This window comes from Clostridioides difficile ATCC 9689 = DSM 1296, from assembly GCF_001077535.1.
In the GTDB taxonomy this organism is placed as follows: domain Bacteria; phylum Bacillota; class Clostridia; order Peptostreptococcales; family Peptostreptococcaceae; genus Clostridioides; species Clostridioides difficile.
Genome location: NZ_CP011968.1, coordinates 3,748,823 through 3,768,991 on the forward strand (window position 1 = coordinate 3,748,823; position 20,169 = coordinate 3,768,991).

General features: G+C 34.0%; 17 protein-coding genes and 1 riboswitch. Of the genes, 3 read left to right on the forward strand and 14 right to left on the reverse strand.

The window, feature by feature from the left end:
- Positions 1-377: 377 nt before the first annotated feature.
- Complete coding sequence (locus CDIF1296T_RS17375; RefSeq protein ID WP_009898522.1) at positions 378-1,334, forward strand: diguanylate cyclase domain-containing protein; 957 nt, start codon at positions 378-380, stop codon at positions 1,332-1,334.
- A gap of 400 nt (positions 1,335-1,734) precedes the next feature.
- Here the strand turns inward: CDIF1296T_RS17375 and CDIF1296T_RS17380 are convergent, their stop codons facing one another.
- From CDIF1296T_RS17380 to CDIF1296T_RS17395, 4 genes are all read right to left on the reverse strand, one after another.
- Positions 1,735-2,625: a transglutaminase domain-containing protein gene (locus tag CDIF1296T_RS17380; protein WP_018112714.1), complete on the reverse strand. Its 891-nt coding sequence runs from the start codon at positions 2,623-2,625 to the stop codon at positions 1,735-1,737.
- 177 nt (positions 2,626-2,802) lie between these two features.
- Positions 2,803-3,501: a hypothetical protein gene (locus tag CDIF1296T_RS17385; RefSeq protein ID WP_009898524.1), complete on the reverse strand. Its 699-nt coding sequence runs from the start codon at positions 3,499-3,501 to the stop codon at positions 2,803-2,805.
- A gap of 535 nt (positions 3,502-4,036) precedes the next feature.
- The gene (rsgA, locus tag CDIF1296T_RS17390) at positions 4,037-5,104 is read right to left on the reverse strand and encodes a ribosome small subunit-dependent GTPase A (protein WP_009898525.1); all 1,068 of its coding nucleotides are present in this window, start codon (positions 5,102-5,104) and stop codon (positions 4,037-4,039) included.
- On the reverse strand, positions 5,101-5,502 hold the full coding sequence (locus CDIF1296T_RS17395) for an RNHCP domain-containing protein (protein WP_003436247.1): 402 nt from the start codon (positions 5,500-5,502) through the stop codon (positions 5,101-5,103). Before CDIF1296T_RS17395 ends, rsgA begins: the two co-directional genes overlap by 4 nt.
- 795 nt (positions 5,503-6,297) lie before the next feature.
- A riboswitch (cyclic di-GMP riboswitch) is annotated at positions 6,298-6,394 on the forward strand.
- A gap of 53 nt (positions 6,395-6,447) precedes the next feature.
- Here CDIF1296T_RS17395 and CDIF1296T_RS17400 point away from each other — a divergent pair.
- Entirely contained in the window at positions 6,448-6,624 is a 177-nt protein-coding gene (locus tag CDIF1296T_RS17400; RefSeq protein ID WP_003416990.1) for a hypothetical protein, read from the forward strand.
- A 409-nt stretch (positions 6,625-7,033) separates the two neighbouring features.
- Positions 7,034-7,672, forward strand: coding sequence for a hypothetical protein (locus tag CDIF1296T_RS17405; protein WP_009898526.1), 639 nt, complete (start codon positions 7,034-7,036; stop codon positions 7,670-7,672).
- Positions 7,673-8,165: 493 nt separating this feature from the next.
- On the opposite strand, the gene CDIF1296T_RS17415 is transcribed toward CDIF1296T_RS17405, so the two are convergent.
- From CDIF1296T_RS17415 to mgtA (CDIF1296T_RS17470), 10 genes are all read right to left on the reverse strand, one after another.
- Complete coding sequence (locus CDIF1296T_RS17415) at positions 8,166-9,926, reverse strand: recombinase family protein (protein WP_016729349.1); 1,761 nt, start codon at positions 9,924-9,926, stop codon at positions 8,166-8,168.
- Between the two features lie 62 nt (positions 9,927-9,988).
- Positions 9,989-10,132: an SHOCT domain-containing protein gene (locus tag CDIF1296T_RS17420; protein WP_018112600.1), complete on the reverse strand. Its 144-nt coding sequence runs from the start codon at positions 10,130-10,132 to the stop codon at positions 9,989-9,991.
- Positions 10,133-10,450: 318 nt separating this feature from the next.
- Positions 10,451-10,690, reverse strand: a complete 240-nt coding sequence (locus tag CDIF1296T_RS17425) for a helix-turn-helix domain-containing protein (RefSeq protein WP_009898596.1) — start codon at positions 10,688-10,690, stop codon at positions 10,451-10,453.
- A 4-nt stretch (positions 10,691-10,694) separates the two neighbouring features.
- Positions 10,695-11,111 (reverse strand): RNA polymerase sigma factor, encoded by a 417-nt coding sequence (locus CDIF1296T_RS17430; RefSeq protein ID WP_016729348.1) that lies wholly within the window; start codon positions 11,109-11,111, stop codon positions 10,695-10,697.
- Positions 11,112-12,457: 1,346 nt separating this feature from the next.
- On the reverse strand, positions 12,458-12,625 hold the full coding sequence (locus CDIF1296T_RS17440) for a hypothetical protein (protein ID WP_009898601.1): 168 nt from the start codon (positions 12,623-12,625) through the stop codon (positions 12,458-12,460).
- Between the two features lie 12 nt (positions 12,626-12,637).
- A complete protein-coding gene (gene mgtA, locus CDIF1296T_RS17445; protein WP_009898603.1) occupies positions 12,638-15,403 on the reverse strand; it encodes a magnesium-translocating P-type ATPase in 2,766 nt (921 codons plus the stop codon).
- A gap of 165 nt (positions 15,404-15,568) precedes the next feature.
- Entirely contained in the window at positions 15,569-15,880 is a 312-nt protein-coding gene (locus tag CDIF1296T_RS17450) for a DUF3784 domain-containing protein (protein ID WP_009898605.1), read from the reverse strand.
- Between the two features lie 246 nt (positions 15,881-16,126).
- Complete coding sequence (locus CDIF1296T_RS17460) at positions 16,127-16,804, reverse strand: MgtC/SapB family protein (RefSeq protein ID WP_009898609.1); 678 nt, start codon at positions 16,802-16,804, stop codon at positions 16,127-16,129.
- 137 nt (positions 16,805-16,941) lie between these two features.
- Positions 16,942-17,445 carry a winged helix-turn-helix domain-containing protein gene (locus tag CDIF1296T_RS17465; RefSeq protein WP_009898610.1) on the reverse strand — a complete coding sequence of 168 codons (504 nt, stop codon included), beginning with the start codon at positions 17,443-17,445 and terminating at the stop codon, positions 16,942-16,944.
- Positions 17,446-17,460: 15 nt separating this feature from the next.
- Positions 17,461-20,124: a magnesium-translocating P-type ATPase gene (mgtA, locus tag CDIF1296T_RS17470; RefSeq protein WP_016729346.1), complete on the reverse strand. Its 2,664-nt coding sequence runs from the start codon at positions 20,122-20,124 to the stop codon at positions 17,461-17,463.
- Positions 20,125-20,169: the final 45 nt, after the last annotated feature.

Genomic DNA, 20,169 nt, shown 5'->3' on the forward strand with positions numbered 1-20,169 from the left:
AGAATATATGTGTCTCCAACTATTTAATTGTTGGTTACCATTATATAACTCCGACATCAAGGCACTCCTCTCATAATATTATTATTGATATCATATCATAAAGGTTATTTATGTTCAAGTATGGATTTATATACTAATACATTTAGCTTATTTCTTCAGGGTTGAATTTAAATTTCATTTATAATATTCGTTTATAAATTAAAAATATAATACGTATATTAAAACTGGTTATTTTACTGTAATATTTTTATTGTAAAAGATATACTTTTACCTATACAGGATGTAATTTCTTTAGTTCTATATTATAATAATATTGTAATAAGAGTTCAACTTATAATACATTAAAATATAAACTGTAAATCTTAAGGGGGTAATCTATGGAAAATAATACAATACAAAAACAATTAAGAGATTTATCAAAAAAAATTTGGCATATTTATATTTTAAATCCAGAAGAAGAAAACCTTAAATTTATTATTTCCTTATTAGATGACAACCTTGCATTAATTGGAACAGGAAAACATGAATTTTACGAAACATTAGAAGAATTTATTATAGGTCTTGAAAAAGACCAAACAGAATCAGAGCAAATAGACTTTGAGATTATAGATGAGTGGTATTCATGTACCAAAGTTACAGACGAAGCTTTTATAGTATATGGTACTCTTTGGGTAATAGAAAAAGATTACCTAGAAAAAGATATCTATGTAGAAATGGATACTCGATTTACTATGGTATACAGAGTTACAGATGATATGATTAAACTTATCCATGTTCACCATTCTATTCCAAACTTTGACCAAATGAAAGATGAGTATTACCCTAAAACAATAACTGAAAAAGCACAAGAAGCACTAGCAATGGCAAATGAATTTAAACTAAAATCAGAAAAAGACCTTATGACTGGACTATACAATAGACATTTTTTTGAAGTACACATAAAAGAAATGCTTAAAACTGTTTCACATGGATACTTTTACATCTTTGATTTAGATAATTTTAAACAGGTAAATGATATCTTTGGTCATGTTCGAGGAGATGAAATACTAATACATTTTTCAAATATTTTGACTAAAGTATTCGTAAATGATGCTATTATTGGAAGACTTGGTGGAGATGAATTTGCTGTTTTTGAATATAGTAATCAATCAAAAGAGAATGTTGAAAATAAGGCAAAGAAGGTTTTAGAATTATGCCTAGAGAGTAATTCTTGTTCTATAGGTATATCTAAATTAGAAAATAACTCTGATACTTTCCAGTCTTTATACAAACAATCGGATTATGCTTTGTATTATTCAAAACGAAATAATAAAGGAAACTTTAGTTGGTTTTAGTACAAAAGATATTAAAATAGGCAAATTTATTAGAGTATCTTGTCCTATATACTAATAAGTAAAGTAAACAACAAGCTATCTTTGCATATATTTATATAAACCAACTATTCTTAATAAAACTACAATAGTCAACATGACCACTATTATAGAATATAATAAACTAAAAACATTATTAACATGATTAATATTATATTTTAATAATTTTATTTTTAAAAGTAAGTCCAAAATGTTATATGTTTTGATTAAAACTGATGTTGATATAAAAAATTTTACTTAAAAAAACACTTAGAAAGGCTTTATAAAGAGCCTTTTTTGCTTTTATTGATTAAATTTTCATATAAAATTCCTTATTAAATTTCAAATCAATAAAAAAAGGCTCTATAAGAAGCCTCCCCTATTTTTATTGATTAAATCCTAATATAGACAATGCCTTAGCATCATAGTAAGTAGTCATCTCTCTTGTTGCATCCTTTAATTTACGGTAATCAAAGTCTAATGATCCACCAAAATCTGATATTTCAGACCCATCAAACCTATACCATTTCCCATCAATTTGTATATAGTTCCAAGCATGATTTAATGACGGATTTAATATAAATAGTGAATTCATTCCCATTAACCTTGTTAATAAATGAAAGCTACTTGCAAAACTTCCACATACACCACGTTTATCAACCAGATTACCATAGACTATATTACAATATTTAGAGTCTGCATATTTTGCTTCGGTTACCAATTTTGCAGCTCTATTAGCTCTTTCCATCTCAGATGCATTTCTCCAGTCAAAACTATTTAAAAAATTCCTGATTACTGTAAGTGTATCTTGAGCTTGTTTGTAAGAAATCCAATTTCCATCGGCTATTACTTCTATAGGGTCAAGTTTTCCAAAGCCTATTCTCTGATATGAGCCACCTGACAATGCTGCCGCATAAAATCCTAGCCCTTCCATACCTTTATTTATATAATAATATTTACCATCTGCTCGAAGCTCAACTCCATTGGGATTTCCTCCATAGAGTAAATCCCATCCCTCTTTACCTGTTGTATTAAGACCAAGTTGTGTTAACATTCCTTTAAGAGGATATTTAGGGTCATAATTAGCACCTTTACTTATTGCATTTGTTTGCACTCTGCCATCCATTGTGCCTATATTAGTCTGATTACGTTCATTTGCACTCTGTTTTTTCAAGCTAGATGTTTCATCTTCTTGATATGGCTCTGCCATTACTGTCATACTCATCATCAATATAATAATCATGGTAATCATAGTAGTTAATATATTCTTCTTCATACTACTCCCCCTTATTTAATTCTTTTTAAAACATAAAATTATTAACTCATAAATATATGGTTATTAGTAAATTGAAATTAAATCTGATTCATAAATTATTGGTTTAATAGAAGTGTATTGAAATTGTACCTTTATATTTTCATTATATAATAAACTTATTTTTTTAAAACATATTGTTTAAATCAGTACATTTATATGTTTTTTTTGTTCATCTGTTTTATCAAATATATTAGTCTTTGAATTTTGTTTGTATTCTTCAGCATCTTTATCTAACTTTTCTATTCTCGACTCAAGTTTCATTATTTCTTCTTGTGTTAAATTTATAAAATTTTTAAGCATATTTTCAAGCTCTTCACGAGTTTTACCTACTAAAGATAAGTCCTCAGATACTTTCTCTTTTTTATTGGAATCCTCTTTATAATCCTTTTTTTGTTCTAACTCTTCTAATTTTTCATCATTTAATATTTCTTCTTCAATTTTTTCATTAGACTCTTTAGTGATTAAAGATTCTTTTTCATCATTTGTATTTAGATAAGTTGAATTTTCATCTAACATTGTACTTTTATTTTTATCTTCTATAATGCTATTTTTAATACCTATTTCTATATTAGAAAAGTTATTAGTTGTTTCTCTTATTTCTGATTTACATAAGTTCTTAATTGCGTCATTTATTTTTTTAGCATAAACCTCTTGTCTATATTTTAAATCTCTAATTCTATCATTAAGTTCTTGCTTTTGTTTCATAATATTAGATAAATAAGTGTCTTTTCCTACAGTTTCATTTTTCTTAACCATATTTTCATTTATTCTTGTATTATTTATATTACTTTCATATCTAAATGAATATTGACTTCTATATTGACTAGATATTTTCATTTATTTCACCTCCCTAAAATAAATTTATGTTTATAGAAACCAACTTAACTTAATTATATTTTATCATCAAAAGTATACATTTACAAATATTAGTTAATAGTTTTATAGGTTCGAGCATTATTTTCAACAAAAAATTTTTATTATAAATTAAAACAATAATTTTTATAAATATATTATTTGTATTTTATAATTCATATATTTTTACTTTATAAATTAGCAATATTGCAGTTTTGCTCTTAAGAAACATCTCTATCATACATAAGCATATACTCTATTATGTATTAGTATAAATATGCCTTTTCTTATCTTACATAAGACCTCTTTATAAAGAAGCCTATCGTAACAAATATGTATACATTATCACATGTATATATCATCATATAAAAAATCAAACTTTATTAAAAAAATTAATAAATTGCTTTAAATAATACCACAAACCAAATTTGCCATCAAAATCACATTAAAGTAACAAATTGATGGCAAATTTAATATATTAATAGTATATAGACTCATAGAATGAACAAAAAAACTACACTTATCTTCTAATCTTCTTATTTATTTTTGAGATATTTTTAAATTTCTTTTCTTTTTTTGCTAAGTATTCGCTTTTATTGTCTGCAAATACTGCTTCAGTTTTAAGCCTACGATAGGATTCCCATCTTTTAGGCGAAAGTTCTTGATGAGCAATAGCTTCCCAGATAGCACAGCCTGGTTCTGAGGTGTGAGTACAATTACGAAAATGACATTTTCCGAAATAAGCTTCTATATCTGCAAAACTTTTATCTAAACCTTCTGAAACATCCCACATTCCCAACTCTCTCATACCTGGTGTGTCAATAACAATACCACCACCTGAAATTAAAAATAGCTCTCGTCTAGTCGTGGCATGTCTTCCTTTATCATCATCTATGCGAATTTCCTTTGTATTTAAAAATTCTCCACCCATCAGACAATTAATTAATGAAGATTTTCCAACTCCTGAAGAACCAAGTAAGGCAACAGTACAGCCTGGTTTAATATACTTAGAAATCTGTTTATAACCATCTGGCTCTATAGATGAGGTAACAACTACATCTACACCCAAGGCTATAGAATTAACTACTTGTAATTTACGATGCACATTGTCACATAAGTCTGATTTAGTAAGTACTACTACTGGGATAGCTCCACTTTCCCATGTTAAAGACAGATACCTCTCCAATCTATGAATGTTAAAATCCTTATTCAGTGACATGCACAAAAAAACAATGTCAATATTAGCTGCAACCACCTGCTCCTCATTTACCTTTCCAGCAGCCTTACGCACAAACAAGCTTTTTCTATGAAGCACATGATGAATAATAGCATTACCATTTTTATTATTGCAACGATCCAACATAACGAAATCACCAACTGTGGGAAAATCAGATTGTATAGTAGCCTCAAAACGCAGCTTTCCTGAAACCTCTGCAAACAGTACACCATTTACACATACAGCTTGATAAAAGTTCTTTTCCTGCGAGATAATCCGAGCAAGGTATAAATCATGATATTCCATACTTTGAGTAATAAAATTTCTATTTAGACCATAGTCTTGTAAATTGATTTGTTTCATACCATTCATTCTGTTTCCTCCTTTTCCAACTTTTCAATGATTCTTTCTAGTGGGAAAGGGGGCTGTGCCAGTGGTTTTAATGCAATTGACATTAATTTCACTGAATTATCATCAGCTGCAATACGATTAGAACTAAGATGTCCACAGCGTGTACAACGATGAATAATTGCCCACTCACCATTTTTTCTCACCCACACTCCAATAGGTTCCATATTAGCATCACAATCTGCAGCACGGTCACCAGGAATGATATCTACATGAAGACTATGTAAACAATGTGGACAATGATTTCTATGTTGTGTACCAGCTCCTTCAGGAACTACAAGACAACCACAATTTTTGCAAATAAAGTTATCCATACAGGAATTTTCCTGATAATAAGCTCGTTTTCTATTTTTATAATTCATTTTTATTTCCTCCGTATCTTGTATTTTCTACAAAAAAAGTCCACAGGTATTTATATCTGCCTTTTTATGTGGTATACATATTTACCTACACAAAAACAGAAAACCCCTGTGGACTAGAAAATTTAGTATCTTCTATTTCAACATAATTATATTCAAAATAATACTGTGTAAAATTAATAAAAGTGTAGCAGATTAAAGCCCACTACACCACAATTTAACAAAGTAATATGTAATATTATTATTTGTTGTCTAATGTTAGTTATCTATAAAGGCAGAGTAAGACACAACAATCAAATGTATCAAAAATACACTTAAAAATTCTGATTAAACAGGACCCATATGCGTCTCCAACTATTTATTTGTTGGTTACCATTATATATAACTCTGACATCAGGCAAGACACTCCTTCACTAATAATTATTATTGAAATTTTATCATAAAATATAAGTATGTTCAAGTATAATTTAATATATTCATATATTTATGTTTGTCTCATTTTCTTATTCTATAAAATCTAGTGGTATTTTAAAATTTAATGTTCACCTAGTATTAATAATAAAAATTAACTGCTATTATTTGTTTTCTCATTTTATGCCTGTTGCTCAATTTATCTCACTTAAATTAATAACAACTGTCTTTTCATACAAAACCTACAATCAAGTTTTTCCATATATTCTACATGCATAGTCTATTTTTTTGATATAAAATAACGTTCATATTTGTAAATTTATTTAATTTTCAAATAAGTATATTGAATAATAAGCAATTCTATTGTATTATTGTAATTGTAGAATAAAACTAAATCGGCAAAACTAGAGAAATTTAGTGACGCAAAGCTATAGGGACTAACGCTTATAAAATAAACTATGAGTTATGTCAGCCAGTTGCCAAAAAGAGATATTCTTTTTGTTTTTATGAAAGTTTTTTAGGGGGATAATAATATATATGTTTAGAGATAAAATGGATAGATGTACACATATGTTGACTGCTTATATTGGTAGTTCATATGATTATTGTGATTTTATAGATACACAACTAGATGATTTTATACTAGAGTACGGAGAAAATGTGGTAGAATCTTGTTTGCATCAAGTGATGGTATTAGTAAGTAAGTATAATTAAATAGATTTGGTTTTCTAGAGAACCCTTTTTAGTTTTATCTACTTTAAATAGCCTTATGTTAGAAAGCTAATTAAGATAGATTTCTAGTATTCATAATTTTATTTTTTATTTAAAATACATATAATAAAGATGTAAATTTGTATCAAATAATAAATATGAGAACTTAAATTCTCTTATCTATGTGAAAATAAACATCTCTTAAAATGAAATTCTGCAAACATAAATGATTTTTTAGTTTGAAGGATTAGATTAACAAAATTATAAATTTGCAAATAAGCTATATTAAAAAATATAATAATTTTTTATATAACTTATTCTTTTATAACTTTTAATTTTAAAAGAGGAGAATGTATATAAGAGTATTCAATGTACTAGAAAAAATCAAAAGAAATATTAGAAGAAATGGATATTGAGTAATCAAAGAAAAGATTTTGATATTACAAATGATATGTTTCAAGAAAGCATTCCTATCACAACAAAAATTATTCTTGAAGACATGCCTTCAAATGATGAATTAAATCATGTTTTTTCAAAAGGTTGTGAACGAAAAATGAAAAAGAGAAAAATTGTATTAATCACACTACTATTAATAGATGTTTTGTTATTAGGAAGTATCCTATATAATCTTTTTTTAGGAAAAACAGCTAATATTTCAATGCTAAAGGAATCTTGGAATTTTGATATACCAATACCTAACAAAGAAATTGAAGTATTTGATACTCAAGATAGTATTAATGGAGATGGACAAAGTTATTTTATTCAAGGATTTTCTGAAAAAAATTTCAAAAAAGTTTTTAATTTAAAAGGTGGTATAGTTGTAAGCAAAGATAATATTAATGAAATAGAAAAATATATTGATAAATTTAAAAGAGATTCTGTTAACATTAATAAAAGTAATAAAAATAAAATTGAAGAAGATTTTAAAAAATATAAGTTAGAAGTTAAAAAAGATGATAAGTATATATATAAGAGAAATTATGAAAACTATGTAGTTTTAATTATAAAAAAAGATGAACAAAAATTATACAGTTTAATATGGAATCAGTAGGTACATATGTATTATTAAGAATTATAAATAATAAAAATAAATTTTAGTCAATATACAAAAACCTTTTAAATTGTTTGGAAATCACCTCCTCATTTGTTATAAAAACATACAACAAATGAAGAGGTGATTTTATGGTTTAAAAAAAAATAATTATAAGTGGATATGTGCTTTCACATGTTTATCAACATTTGTAATGCCTATATTTGCTAATGAATTATAATATAAAAATATTAAATAATATTCAACTATAGATTATGTAAATTATTCTATGAAAAAAATGAGTTGTATAAAATCTGGCTACTGTAGATTGACGATTTCTTTTAAAATTACAATTATAATAAGTTTTATAGAATTAAAAATAAAACTTTAGAGATTTTTGATAACATTGTAGACTAAATTTGCCACCAAAATCGCTTTACAGTGGCAAATCGGTGGCAAATACAATATATTATTAGTATATAATCTATATAAACATTACTATTGTTTGATTATCTTAGCTACAGTTTCCACATGTGTCGTTACTACTATCGGAACACATTTTATCAACCTCGTTGCTGTCATGTGAACACAATTCATTAGTCCTATGCCGTCCTCTTGCATTTTTCCTTTGTGTTTTAAATTTAGCACCATCTACGCTATTCTTCAAGCCTGTTTTATAAACAAAGGTCAACTGTGCAGGGTCAACATTTCCGTTTTCATCAAGTCCACCTACAATTACTTTTTCAACAATGCTTTCAAACACATAGCGGTCAAATTTATCAAGAACCTCATTCTGTTCCAGAGTTTTCTTAAACTCTTTCAAACGTTTTTTTATGTCTTTCTCATTATCAGAAGTTTCTTGTAACTTTTGTCTTTCTTCAACAAGCTGTTCTTGTTTACTTACTAAATCAGCATATTTACTTTCGTAGGTTTCCTTATCAATAATTTCTTCCAGACGCATATCCACAAGTTTACTTTTTTTCTTCTCTAATGCGTCTATCTCCTTTTCCGCTTTTGCAAGTTGTTTTGACACCACACTACTACTAAGAGTATCGTCCATTCTCTGCAAAAATTCTTCCAGAACATCTTTATTATCATCACATAATAAACGATAACTTTCTACAAATGCTTCTTCAATAGCTGTTTCTGGAATACCTTTGCTATGTTTACAAAATTTCTTTCCTTTCTTCGTAGCCGTTACACATTGCCATATAACCTTGCTGTATTTTGAGCCACTGTGCCAATTACGTCTTGTTAAAGTACCACCACAAAAGCCACATTCTAGCATACAGCTAAATGCGTATTTCCTGCTATACTTCTCACGCTTACCGCTGCCTACCGTTGTTCGGTTCTTATTTCTCCGATTAAGAATTTCCTGTGCTTTTTCAAAAACTTCTTCACTAATAATCGGCTCATGGTGATCTTTCATATAAAATTTATCTTCTTCACCCATGTTTTCAAGGCGACGTTTGGAAATCGGATCAACAGTAAAAGTTTTGCCTAAGAGTATATCACCCTTGTATTTCTCATTCTTAATAATTCCAATAACCGTAGATGGTGCCCATGTGGAACTCCCATACTTCGTTTTATAACCTAGACTTTCAAGCTCCTGTCCAATAACAGAACCACCAGCACCATCAACATAACGGTTGAAAATATATCTGACAATCTCTGCTTCTTCTTGATTTACAGTTATTGTCTTATCCTCTGGGTGATAATCATATCCAATACAACCTTGAAAACCTACCAGCTCGCCGCGCTTCATTTTCATTTTCAACCCTTTTTTTACATTGGCTGAAATGTTCTCGACTTCCTGCTGTGCAACAGAACTAAGAACAACAAGCAATAACTCTCCATCCATTGTAAGTGTATTGATTTTTTCATCTTCAAAATAAACGGCGATATTTCTCTCTTTTAGCATACGAACATATTTCAATGTGTCTAAAGTATTTCTGGCAAATCTTGATATGGATTTTGTAAATACCATGTCAATTTCACCATTCATACAGTCATTTATCATACGCTGAAAATCTTCTCGTTTTGTTACTTGTGTCCCCGTAATTGCTTCATCAGCATAAATGTCAGCTAACACCCATTCCTTGTTTTTCTTAATCATGTCAGTATAATACTGAACTTGTGATTTATAACTGTTTAACTGATCTTCGCTATCTGTACTTACACGGCAATATGCAGCTACACGCAAACGCTCAATGGCTTTTCCACGGGCTTGTCTTGCCAAAACATTTTTTGCTTTTATTACTTCAACTTCCTGCATAGTACACCTCCTTATTTTGTGTTCCTTTCATATTGTTATTGTACTACTTTAAAAAACACAATTCAAGCAGTTATGTCAGAAAGCACCTTATAGTCTTTCATCAGACTTTGTTTTACAAGAGTGTATTCTTTTTCAGAAATCAGTTTACGGGCAAGCAGTTGTTTTAACATAGCAATTTGCATACTATACCTAATTATATTATTCATTAAAACCCTCCTTGCTTTTTTATTTATGGAAGTAATCAGACGGCTTCGGCAGCTCCACTGGACTTTCACCATTCCCATTCTGATGGGTGAACCGTGTCATACGGGTGTATCATTATTCAGATATACGAGTCATGGCAGCAACCTTTCCAAAGATCGCTTGCGGTTCACTGGCATAATCGCTCGCTGCTTTCCCCATTTCAGTGGTCGTGGCGTTCCAGTCCGCTGGCTCGTCGTATATCAAACGTATCTGATTACTGTATTCACTTGTCAAAGAACGGAAAAGAGTTAAAATGAGGTGGTAGATACTCTCTGTTATATTTACTTCACTTTGACTTCAAACCCTAAGATTACTTTAATCAACGCTGCCCGTATCCTGCCTTTCAGTTCCATATCAAGCACGATATACATATTCCCGTGTTCGTCATAGAACGGGCGTAGGCTGGCTTTTGATATGTAAGCGTCATAATGGTTCAAAATCTTTTCAATTGCCACCTCGTTACCGTCAGCTGCAGAACTGATGGTCGAGAATGATGGACACTTTTTTGTAGACTTCATCATGTTTTTATTCCTCCTCGTACATATCCTTAATAAGCTTTAATGTGTGCAGCCTGTTTCTACATACGGAAAATCGTTCCATTTCCATAACCTCTGCAATTTCAGCGTCGGTCATTTCAAGAAAGTAGGACATAAGCAGAATGTTACGTCGGCTTTCTGTTAATTCTTTGATAGCTTCACATAAGCGTTCATCATAGATATGGACTTCTGAACCAAATACATCAAATGACGTAAACTCAACGCAATATTCGTCCATGGCACCGATCTGGTTTAACTCCATTTCAGATAAATCACAGAACGGCGTTTCACGTCTTGCACGTCTGCCAAGCTCTCGGTCATAGTTCTTTACAGTTCGTCCTACAACCTTGCGAGCTAGACAATCAAATTGAAGTCTGATAGCGCCCTCGAAAGAAGATGGTTTCATAATCTCACCCCCTTTCCAGCGAAAGTTGCTAAAGCGAAAAGACTTCTACCTCTTTTCGCACTAACACTCACCATGAAAGGTGGGATTTGATACCCAACCGCAAAAATTTTTTGAAAAAGTTTTATGCAGTAAAAAAGCACAAGGGCAATACAGACGTACTGATCTTGTGCTAAACAAATTATTCCTGTTATATGCTGTAAAAAACCACATATAGGAGCATTATGTTCCGTAGAATTTAAATGTTTTTTTAATGAACTACCGATGGTCGAAAGTTGTTGAATATGTAAGTGTTTCATACGGCTACCCCTAGAGCCGATAAAACAAGACCATCCAGTAATTTGTCCAACGTTAGGCAAAAATAAAACGGCGGCTATATAACCGTCGTCTTATTCAAAAGTTCAAAAAGAACTAAACTAAACCCTCTAAAGCAGTATGTATTTATAATCAGTCTTGCAAAATAACAAAGTAGAATTGAAATATAAGGTAGCAATCCTTGTGCATCTAATAAACTTATAGGGGTTACAGCAGACCACGGAATAATATTTTGTATACTTTCAGATCAATATAGTCCAACAAAACCAATTCCCGATATTTAGTAACTAAAAAGTAAACTAGAGTAGAAAACATTTCTTTGCAAAACACAAATAATAAGTAATGGACTCATTGACAATAGATTGAGAAATCCAGTTTTTTAGACTTAGATAGATTATCTCACTTGTAAATGATTTAAGTTCTTTGACTTCATATATAGCGGTATAATCTGTCAACGTGATCATTACAAACCATAATGCCTATATAACATACTTTCCAAGCAAAAACTTTATTCTATTAGTTGGGGAATACAAAATATTTATCATTGTGCGTTCAACATATTCTTTTTGTATAAAAATGTAATTACAAAACACCACTCAATATAAGATAGATAATAATTTGAATAGGAATTATCAATCTACGTAACCATTCATTACCTGTCATTGTTGTTACAATAGATTTGGGATTCTGTTTCCATTACATAATTTTTTTATCCTTCTTTCAGATATCTCCTCATTTTATCGAAGCTTCTTCTACAGACATACATTCCATAATAAAATCTACCTTTGAATATTATTTCACGATTTCGTTATAGACGCGTAAACAAACAATAAAAAACGAAATTTCTTTTAAGTACCATAATTTTTATATCGAAATTACAATTATCCACTTATATACAGCATTTATAGGTAATTCAATGATAAAAAAACACATACTTTACTACTAAATTGCCACAATTGAATGCGCCTTGATATGATAGGGAGATTCCACAATAAAAAACTGTGCATCTCCCTTGATTCATTCATACTGATATCTTATTTATAAGACTCTTTTGTGTCTTTTTTTGGTTTCATGGACCAAAATACTACATTCATTACAATAACAATCAGCAACACAACTGCCATAGCCACCCAAAAGCCGATATTAAGACCAAGCCATTCGGTAGTTCCAAAAAGGGTCATCCAAAGTTCTTTCCAGTTCATCATTCCACCTCCTTAAAGCAGTTCTCCGAAATGACGGACATAGGCTTTTTTTAAACTTGTTGCCAAAGTCATATACAGCAGAATACATGGAATCAGATAAGCAAAGTATGCTGCAGGCAATGCAACAAATCCAAGCATAGTTCCAAACACAGTAAACGGAATAATGGTCAGAACTATAATTCCAGTCATTGTTAGCAAAGTCACCGGAGCTGATGCACGACTCTGAACAAAAGGTAGCTTTGGAGTACGAATCATGTGAATGACTAATGTCTGGCTCCACATAGATTCCACGAACCACCCTGCTTGGAACATCCCGATATACTGTGCCTGAAGCATTGCCAGTTCTGCACCGCTGAAATGAGCAGGCAAATCATTAAATAATACACCATTCGATACGAACAATGGACAAAATACAAAGTACATAAAAATATAGGTTGTAAAATCAAAGATAGAACTGGTTGGTCCAATCCAGATCATAAAACTTCCAACACTGGAAGCGTCCCATTTACGAGGTTTGGTAATAAACTCCTCATCCACATTATCCCAAGGAATTGCAGTACAGGATAAATCATAAATTAAGTTTAGAAATATAAGATGAACACTCATCATTGGTAAGAAAGGTAGCAAAGCAGATGCAGCAAGCACTGAGAACATATTGCCGAAGTTGGATGAAGCAGTCATTTTAATGTACTTGATCATGTTGGCATATGTCTTTCGTCCCTCAATAATACCCTGTTCCAAAACCATCAGATCTTTTTCCAATAGAATAATGTCAGCAGATTCTTTTGCCACGTCCACGGCGGTATCCACCGAAATACCAATATCGGCGGCTTTCATAGCTGCAGCATCATTAATACCGTCACCCATGAAACCGACCGTATGACCATTTTCACGGAGAACAGAAACCACACGGGCTTTCTGATCAGGGGTTAGCTTTGCAAATACATCTGTAGACTCTGCCACTCTTGCAAGCTCTGCATCGCCCATTTGTTCCAAATCAGAACCGAGAAGCATATTGCGAACCTCTAATCCCACCTGCTTGCAGATAGTTCGAGTCACTTTGTCGTTGTCACCTGTCAAAATTTTGGTTATAACACCATGGTCTTTCAGAGCTTTAATAGCATCCGCAGTAGATTCTTTTGGAGGATCAAGGAATGCCAGATATCCAATCAGTACCATATCACACTCATCTTTAACACCAAATGCGCCGATTGGGGAAGGATTACTCTTCTGTGCAATAGCTAGTACGCGGAATCCCTTATCGTTAAGATTGTCCACTGTCTCCAGAATTCTGTAACGAACGTCATCAGTCAGAGGCTGCACTCCTCCATTACACTCTGCAAACGCACAAATAGAGAGCATTTCTTCCACAGCACCTTTTGTTACCATCTGGGTCTTACCCTTATTATCCTGTACCACTGTAGTCAGACGACGACGTGTGAAGTCAAAAGGAATCTCATCTACTTTCACATAGTTTTCAGACAGGTCAATGAGACGCGAATCTGCGGCTTCCTCTTCCTCCGTCTTATGGATAATTGCCAAATCCATCAGGTTTTTATAGCCAGTCTGGAAGTAACTATTGAGGTAAGCGTGACGCAGTACTCGCGTATCGTCCTCGCCATTTACATTCAGATGGTATTCCAGCACAACCTTATCCTGGGTCAGCGTGCCAGTCTTGTCAGTACAGAGAATATCAATAGCACCGAAGTTCTGAATGGAATTGAGGTTTTTAACGATTGTCTGCTTCTTGCTCATGGAAACAGCGCCTTTCGCAAGACAGGTTGTTACAATCATCGGCAACATTTCTGGTGTCAAACCAACAGCAATAGAAACGCCGAATAAGAAGGCCGCCAACCAATCGCCCTTGGTGATACCATTGACAAAGAACACCAGCGGAACCATAATGAGCATAAAACGAATCAATACCCAAGAAACGGCATTGACACCCTTGGTAAAGCTTGTTTCAACCGCTTCTCCAGCAACTGCGGACGCCATAGAGCCAAACAGAGTATGATCGCCAACACAAACAACAACAGCTGTTGCGCTACCAGAAATTACATTACTCCCCATAAAAGCAATGTTTGTGTAATCAGTCACGCTTTCTTTCTGAGCACTTACATTGGGTGTTTTTTCAATAGGTTCACTCTCACCAGTAAGACTTGCCTGACTGACAAACAAATCCTTCGCATCCAAAATACGAACATCCGCCGGAATCATATCTCCAGCAGAAAGATGCACAATATCTCCCACCACCAAATCATCCATAGGAAGTTCTTTTTTTTCATAGTTTCTACGAGTAACTGTACAAGTGGTCGTAATCATGGCTAACAATTTCTCTGCTGCATTTCCGCTTCTGGATTCCTGTACAAAACGAAGCGTACCGGAAATGAATACCATTGTTAAAATGATTACAACAGTCAGGGAATCAAAGTCCTCTGGCACACTGCCAAACAGAGAAAAATACGGAAAAATCATATCTGTAATTGTGGATACTAAAGCCAGACAAAATAAAATGGCGGTAAATGGATTGATAAATGCGCCAACCAGTCGTTTTGCCAGAGATTTCTTTTTTTCATGAGTGACTTTATTGGTACCATATTTAGCACGACTTACGGATACTTCATCTACTTCTAAGCCACGAAGTGTGGTATGAAGTTTTTTTAAAACTTCTTTAATAGGATTGGTTGCCGCAAATTGAATGCGGCGGTTCTGTTCGTCACGGATGACTGCTTTTTCTACAGTCTGACGAATAGCCATACGATTTTCTTTTTTGTTCATTGGTCTTACCTCCTTGAATTTTCATAGGGGCAAGGAATATTATATGAGCGACACGGAATCTCCAAATTCTCATATAATATTCTCTGCCTTCGTGGACTGACATCAGAGTCCATGTCTTTCACCTCACAATCTTAAAAAAATATCTATGTGAAACCTCAATGTGGATTATTGGTTGCGATAGCGGACACTTTTTTCGATATACCAGACATCAAAGCCGGCAACAATCAGCCATGCGATTATTGCAAATACAAACCAGTGGTTTGAAAATCCCGGCAAAAATCCTTTCATTAAGAATATAATCCCATTTAACGCAATCATTTCTCCAACATTACGACAAAGCGGGACAATATTAATTTTATCTTTCTCCTCCTGCGGCATATTTTTCCACAGGGAAAGATGACGATATCCTTTTCCAAAGGCCAACCAAAAGCCTGCAAGAGTAAATAAAATTCCAAAAAAGATACATGTAAAATCCATCGTTTGTTCCTCCTTTCAATGCTTAAACCTGTTTCTTAGTTTTGTCAGCTTCAGAAGTTTAATGAAGAGCACAATAATAGTAACAGCAAGAATAAACCAGATCACAATACTCACCTGATACCATATCTTAAAGATTACCATTCTTTGTTCAAAGAAATTCCAACCCAAATAGCTACATAAGATTGTAAATACAGGGTAGAAAGCAAAAAGAATTGCTCGTTTCAAATCTTCGATTTCTCTCCTCACTCACAACACCTCCCAACCAGCACTAATCACTTCCGGAATTACCAATACCTGCCCAACGATTCCTTCTAAAATATTGTTTTTGGATTTTCCGACAGAACAGTATTCTGCGACAATCTCAACCTTGTCACCAACCACATCACCGCTTTCCAGATTGTTCAAAAAGAGCGTCTTACAGGAATTGCTGTTAATCAGCAATAAGCGTATATCCTGCTCTGCCTTTTCCTGACATGTAACCGAAATACGATACTGCTTTTCAGATTCATCACTGGAAGTAATTGGGTGAAACTTTCTTGCAAAGGGACGTAGAATCAGGTTGGAACCAATTAAAATAGTAGCGGCGGTGATCGCCATTGCATACATTCCCGTACTTGCAAGAATTCCAATCGCTGCAGTACACCATAAGGTGGCAGCGGTATTCATTCCACGTACTGTCCCTCTGTCCTTGAAAATAACACCACTGCATAAAAAACCAACACCGGATATAATACTGCTTCCGACACGGAATACCTGATCCGAACCGTAGAGCATAGGAAACAAGGTAAAGAAACTTGTACCCATGCAGATTAACACATTGATACGAATACCTGCAGGATGACCAGTCAATTGCCGTTCTAATCCAATAAGAAATCCAAGTGTTAAGGAGAGGGCAATTCTCAAAATAAAATCTGTGTAAAACATATGAAACACCTCCCTTTAACTACTAACAGTATATAAAAAATCCAAATACAATCCTATGGCTAAAGTCTTGCGATTTTCTTGCGATTTGGTAAGAAAATAGACGGACTGAAACCGAAAATGGTCTTAGTCCGTCTTTGTCATATCTGATCATTAAATTTGTATCCAATACCCCAGATGGTCAAAATATATGTGGGACAATCCGGAGCAGGTTCAATCTTTTTTCGCAACTTCCGGATAAAAGCCATAATGTTGCTGTTATCCAGAATATAATCTTCCTCCCATACGGCACGATAAATCTGTTCCTTTGTAAAAACTTCACCTTTGTTCTGGACAAGAAAGTACAAAATATCAAATTCCTTTGGAGTCAGGTTGACTTCAGAACCTTTTATCAGTACTTTTCTGCCTCTTGGATAAATTTCCAGATCCCCTGCCAGGATTCTATCTGACAGAGTACCCACTGGCCAATCGCTTTCTTCTGATGCTCCTAACAATAACGAAGATACCTCTCCACGAATCATCTCCTGAATACCAGAAAGTAAATCCTTCGCACAATCACTGTCCGGTGGATCTCTTAGTAGTTTTTCTAATAGCCAGATTTCAAGAGCCGAATCCATCGGAATATAACTAATATTCTTTTTCATCATGAATGCCTCCTCTTAAATCAACTCTTGATATTTTTTCTTATAAAAATATTTGGCTACTGAATTCAGCAGCATATAGAGAGATACCACCAGCAGTAAAAATACGAAATACCAAAGAGGTAATTTCGTCAGTCCAAACAACGACGCACCGCCGACAAATGTAAGGGAAGTAAAAGCAATAATCCCCACTAGAGTTATAGAAATGACCGGTGCAGATGCCCTGCTCTGGAAAAAAGGAATCTTGGAAGTTCGCAGAAAATGTAAAATCAAAACCTGTGTCCACATAGATTCCAAAAACCATCCAGTCTGAAACAGTGCTACATACTGAAGTTGCAGGGAAGGATCTGTAAGCTGCAGATAGGTTGCCCCTCCACATAGCATCGGACATAGGAAATAATACAAAAATAGGAAGGTGACAATATCAAACAGAGAACTGATCGGTCCGAAAGACAGCATAAACTGTCTCAGTGTTTTGCCGGACCAGTCTCTTGGGGACAGCATCTCTTCCTCATCTACATTGTCCCAAGGAAGCACAATACACAACGTATCATACAGCAGATTCAAAAGCAGAATCTGAATTGAAGTCATAGGCAGGAACGGTAAAAAGGCACTGGCACAAATGATGGAAAAAATATTTCCAAAGTTAGAGCTAGCGGTGATTTTAATATATTTCAGCATATTGGTAAAAGTTTTTCGCCCCTCCATTACACCTTGCTCCAAAACATTCAAGTCCTTTTGCAGCAAAACCACATCGGCAGCATCTTTTGCTGCGTCCACTGCCGTATCTACAGAGATTCCCACATTTGCTTCATTCAGTGCCGGAATGTCGTTGACTCCATCACCAAGAAATCCCACGGAATGACCATTATCCTGCATAGCAGAGACAAGACGCACCTTATGTCCCGGAGTAAGCTCTGCAAAAACATGAGTATGTTCCACAGCCTTTTTAAGTTCACAGTCTGTCATTTCATCCAGTTGAGTACCAGTTAAGATACGCTCTGTATAAATACCCACCCGGCGGCAAACAGACACAGCAATCGCTGCCTGGTCCCCTGTCAGAATCTTAGGGATAACTTTTAATCTTTTGAGTGCAGTTACAGACTCCTTTGCTGTCTGCTTTGGTGCATCAAAGAAGGATAGATAGCCAACTAGAGTCATGCCCCATTCGTCATCAGGAGTTATTTTCTTTTGCGCTCCCACATTTTTTCGTGCCACCGCAATGACCTTCATTCCGTCCTGTAACATTTCACCTACTACAGAAGATACACTCTGTCTCGCATCCTGCCCCATGGGGAGAAGTTTTCCACGATATTCTACATGGTTGCAGCGTGAGAATATATGTTCAATATCACCTTTCATAATAAGCTGACTATTCCCATTGCTATCCTGTACAAGTGTACTGACAAACTTACGAGCATAGTCAAAGGGAATTTCATCAGCTTTTTGGAATTTTGTCAGAAGATTTGCGTAATGGGCTTCCCGCCCTGGCATGGTATTGCAGGCAAGAATGGCATTATCAATGGTATTGCAGACACCAGAATGATAGCAGCTATTCAGATAAGCAAGATCAAGAACCTCTGCATTTTCATTTCCAAAAATATCCATATAATATTCCAGCAGGATGCTTTCATTGGTAAGTGTTCCTGTTTTATCCATACAAAGCACATCCATGCTACCAAAGCTCTGCATGGCATTAATATCCTTGATAATGGTCTGCTTTTTGCTCATAGCAAGACTTCCTTTGGCAAGGCAGGCTGTAATAACCATAGGAAGCATTTCCGGCATCAGACCTACAGCAACTGACAGGGCGAAAGCAAAAGATTCCATCCATTTTCCATCAGTAATCCCCAGTAATATAAATACAATGGGAACTAATATCGCCATAAAACGTATCATCACCCAGGCGATGGAATCGGCTCCTTTTTTAAAGGAATTTTTATCATCAGAATCCGGTTTGGTAAATCCTCCATACAGGGTATCTTTGCCTACTGCCAGTACAATGCCTTCCCCTTTTCCACTGATGACTGTGGTTGCCATAAAAGCGAGGTTTTCAAGCTGAGTCAGTGTATCCTGCTCTCCGTAACTGAGTTTTCGGCAGCTCTTTTCAATGATGGCGCTCTCGCCAGTAATCGCAGCCTGAGAGATAAAGAGATCCGTAATCTTCGTCAATCTGATATCCGCCGGAACACGATCACCTGCAGAGAATAGTACAATATCCCCTACCACTAATTCTTCGCCAGGAATCTCTATTAACTTTCCATCACGCCTCACTGTGACGCTTTCATGAACTAGGCGATCAAGCTGAGCAGCAGCGCTCTTTGCTCGCAGCTCCTGAATCAGACGAATTACGCCACTAATTACGATCATGGAAAAGATGATAATGGCGGTAGTAGCATTTCTCGCAAAATTGGATGCTACGAAAACATCCGTAACAAGAGAAACAATGCCCAGAACAAAAAGAATCACATGAAACGGGTTAATAAATGCCCGTCTCAACCGTTGCATCGTCGTATCATTTTTCCGCCCATTGAAGCTGTTCGCTCCGTATTTCTCCCGCATTGAACCGATTTGCTCAATGGATAAACCATCCGGAGATGAGCCAATGTCTCGATAAATTTCTGATGTTCTACAGTATGCGTATTTTTTGATACGACTATCAAATAGTGTTGCTTTTGACACGAAACATCCCCTCCTTTATAAGTATAAGTAATAATATTTTAACAC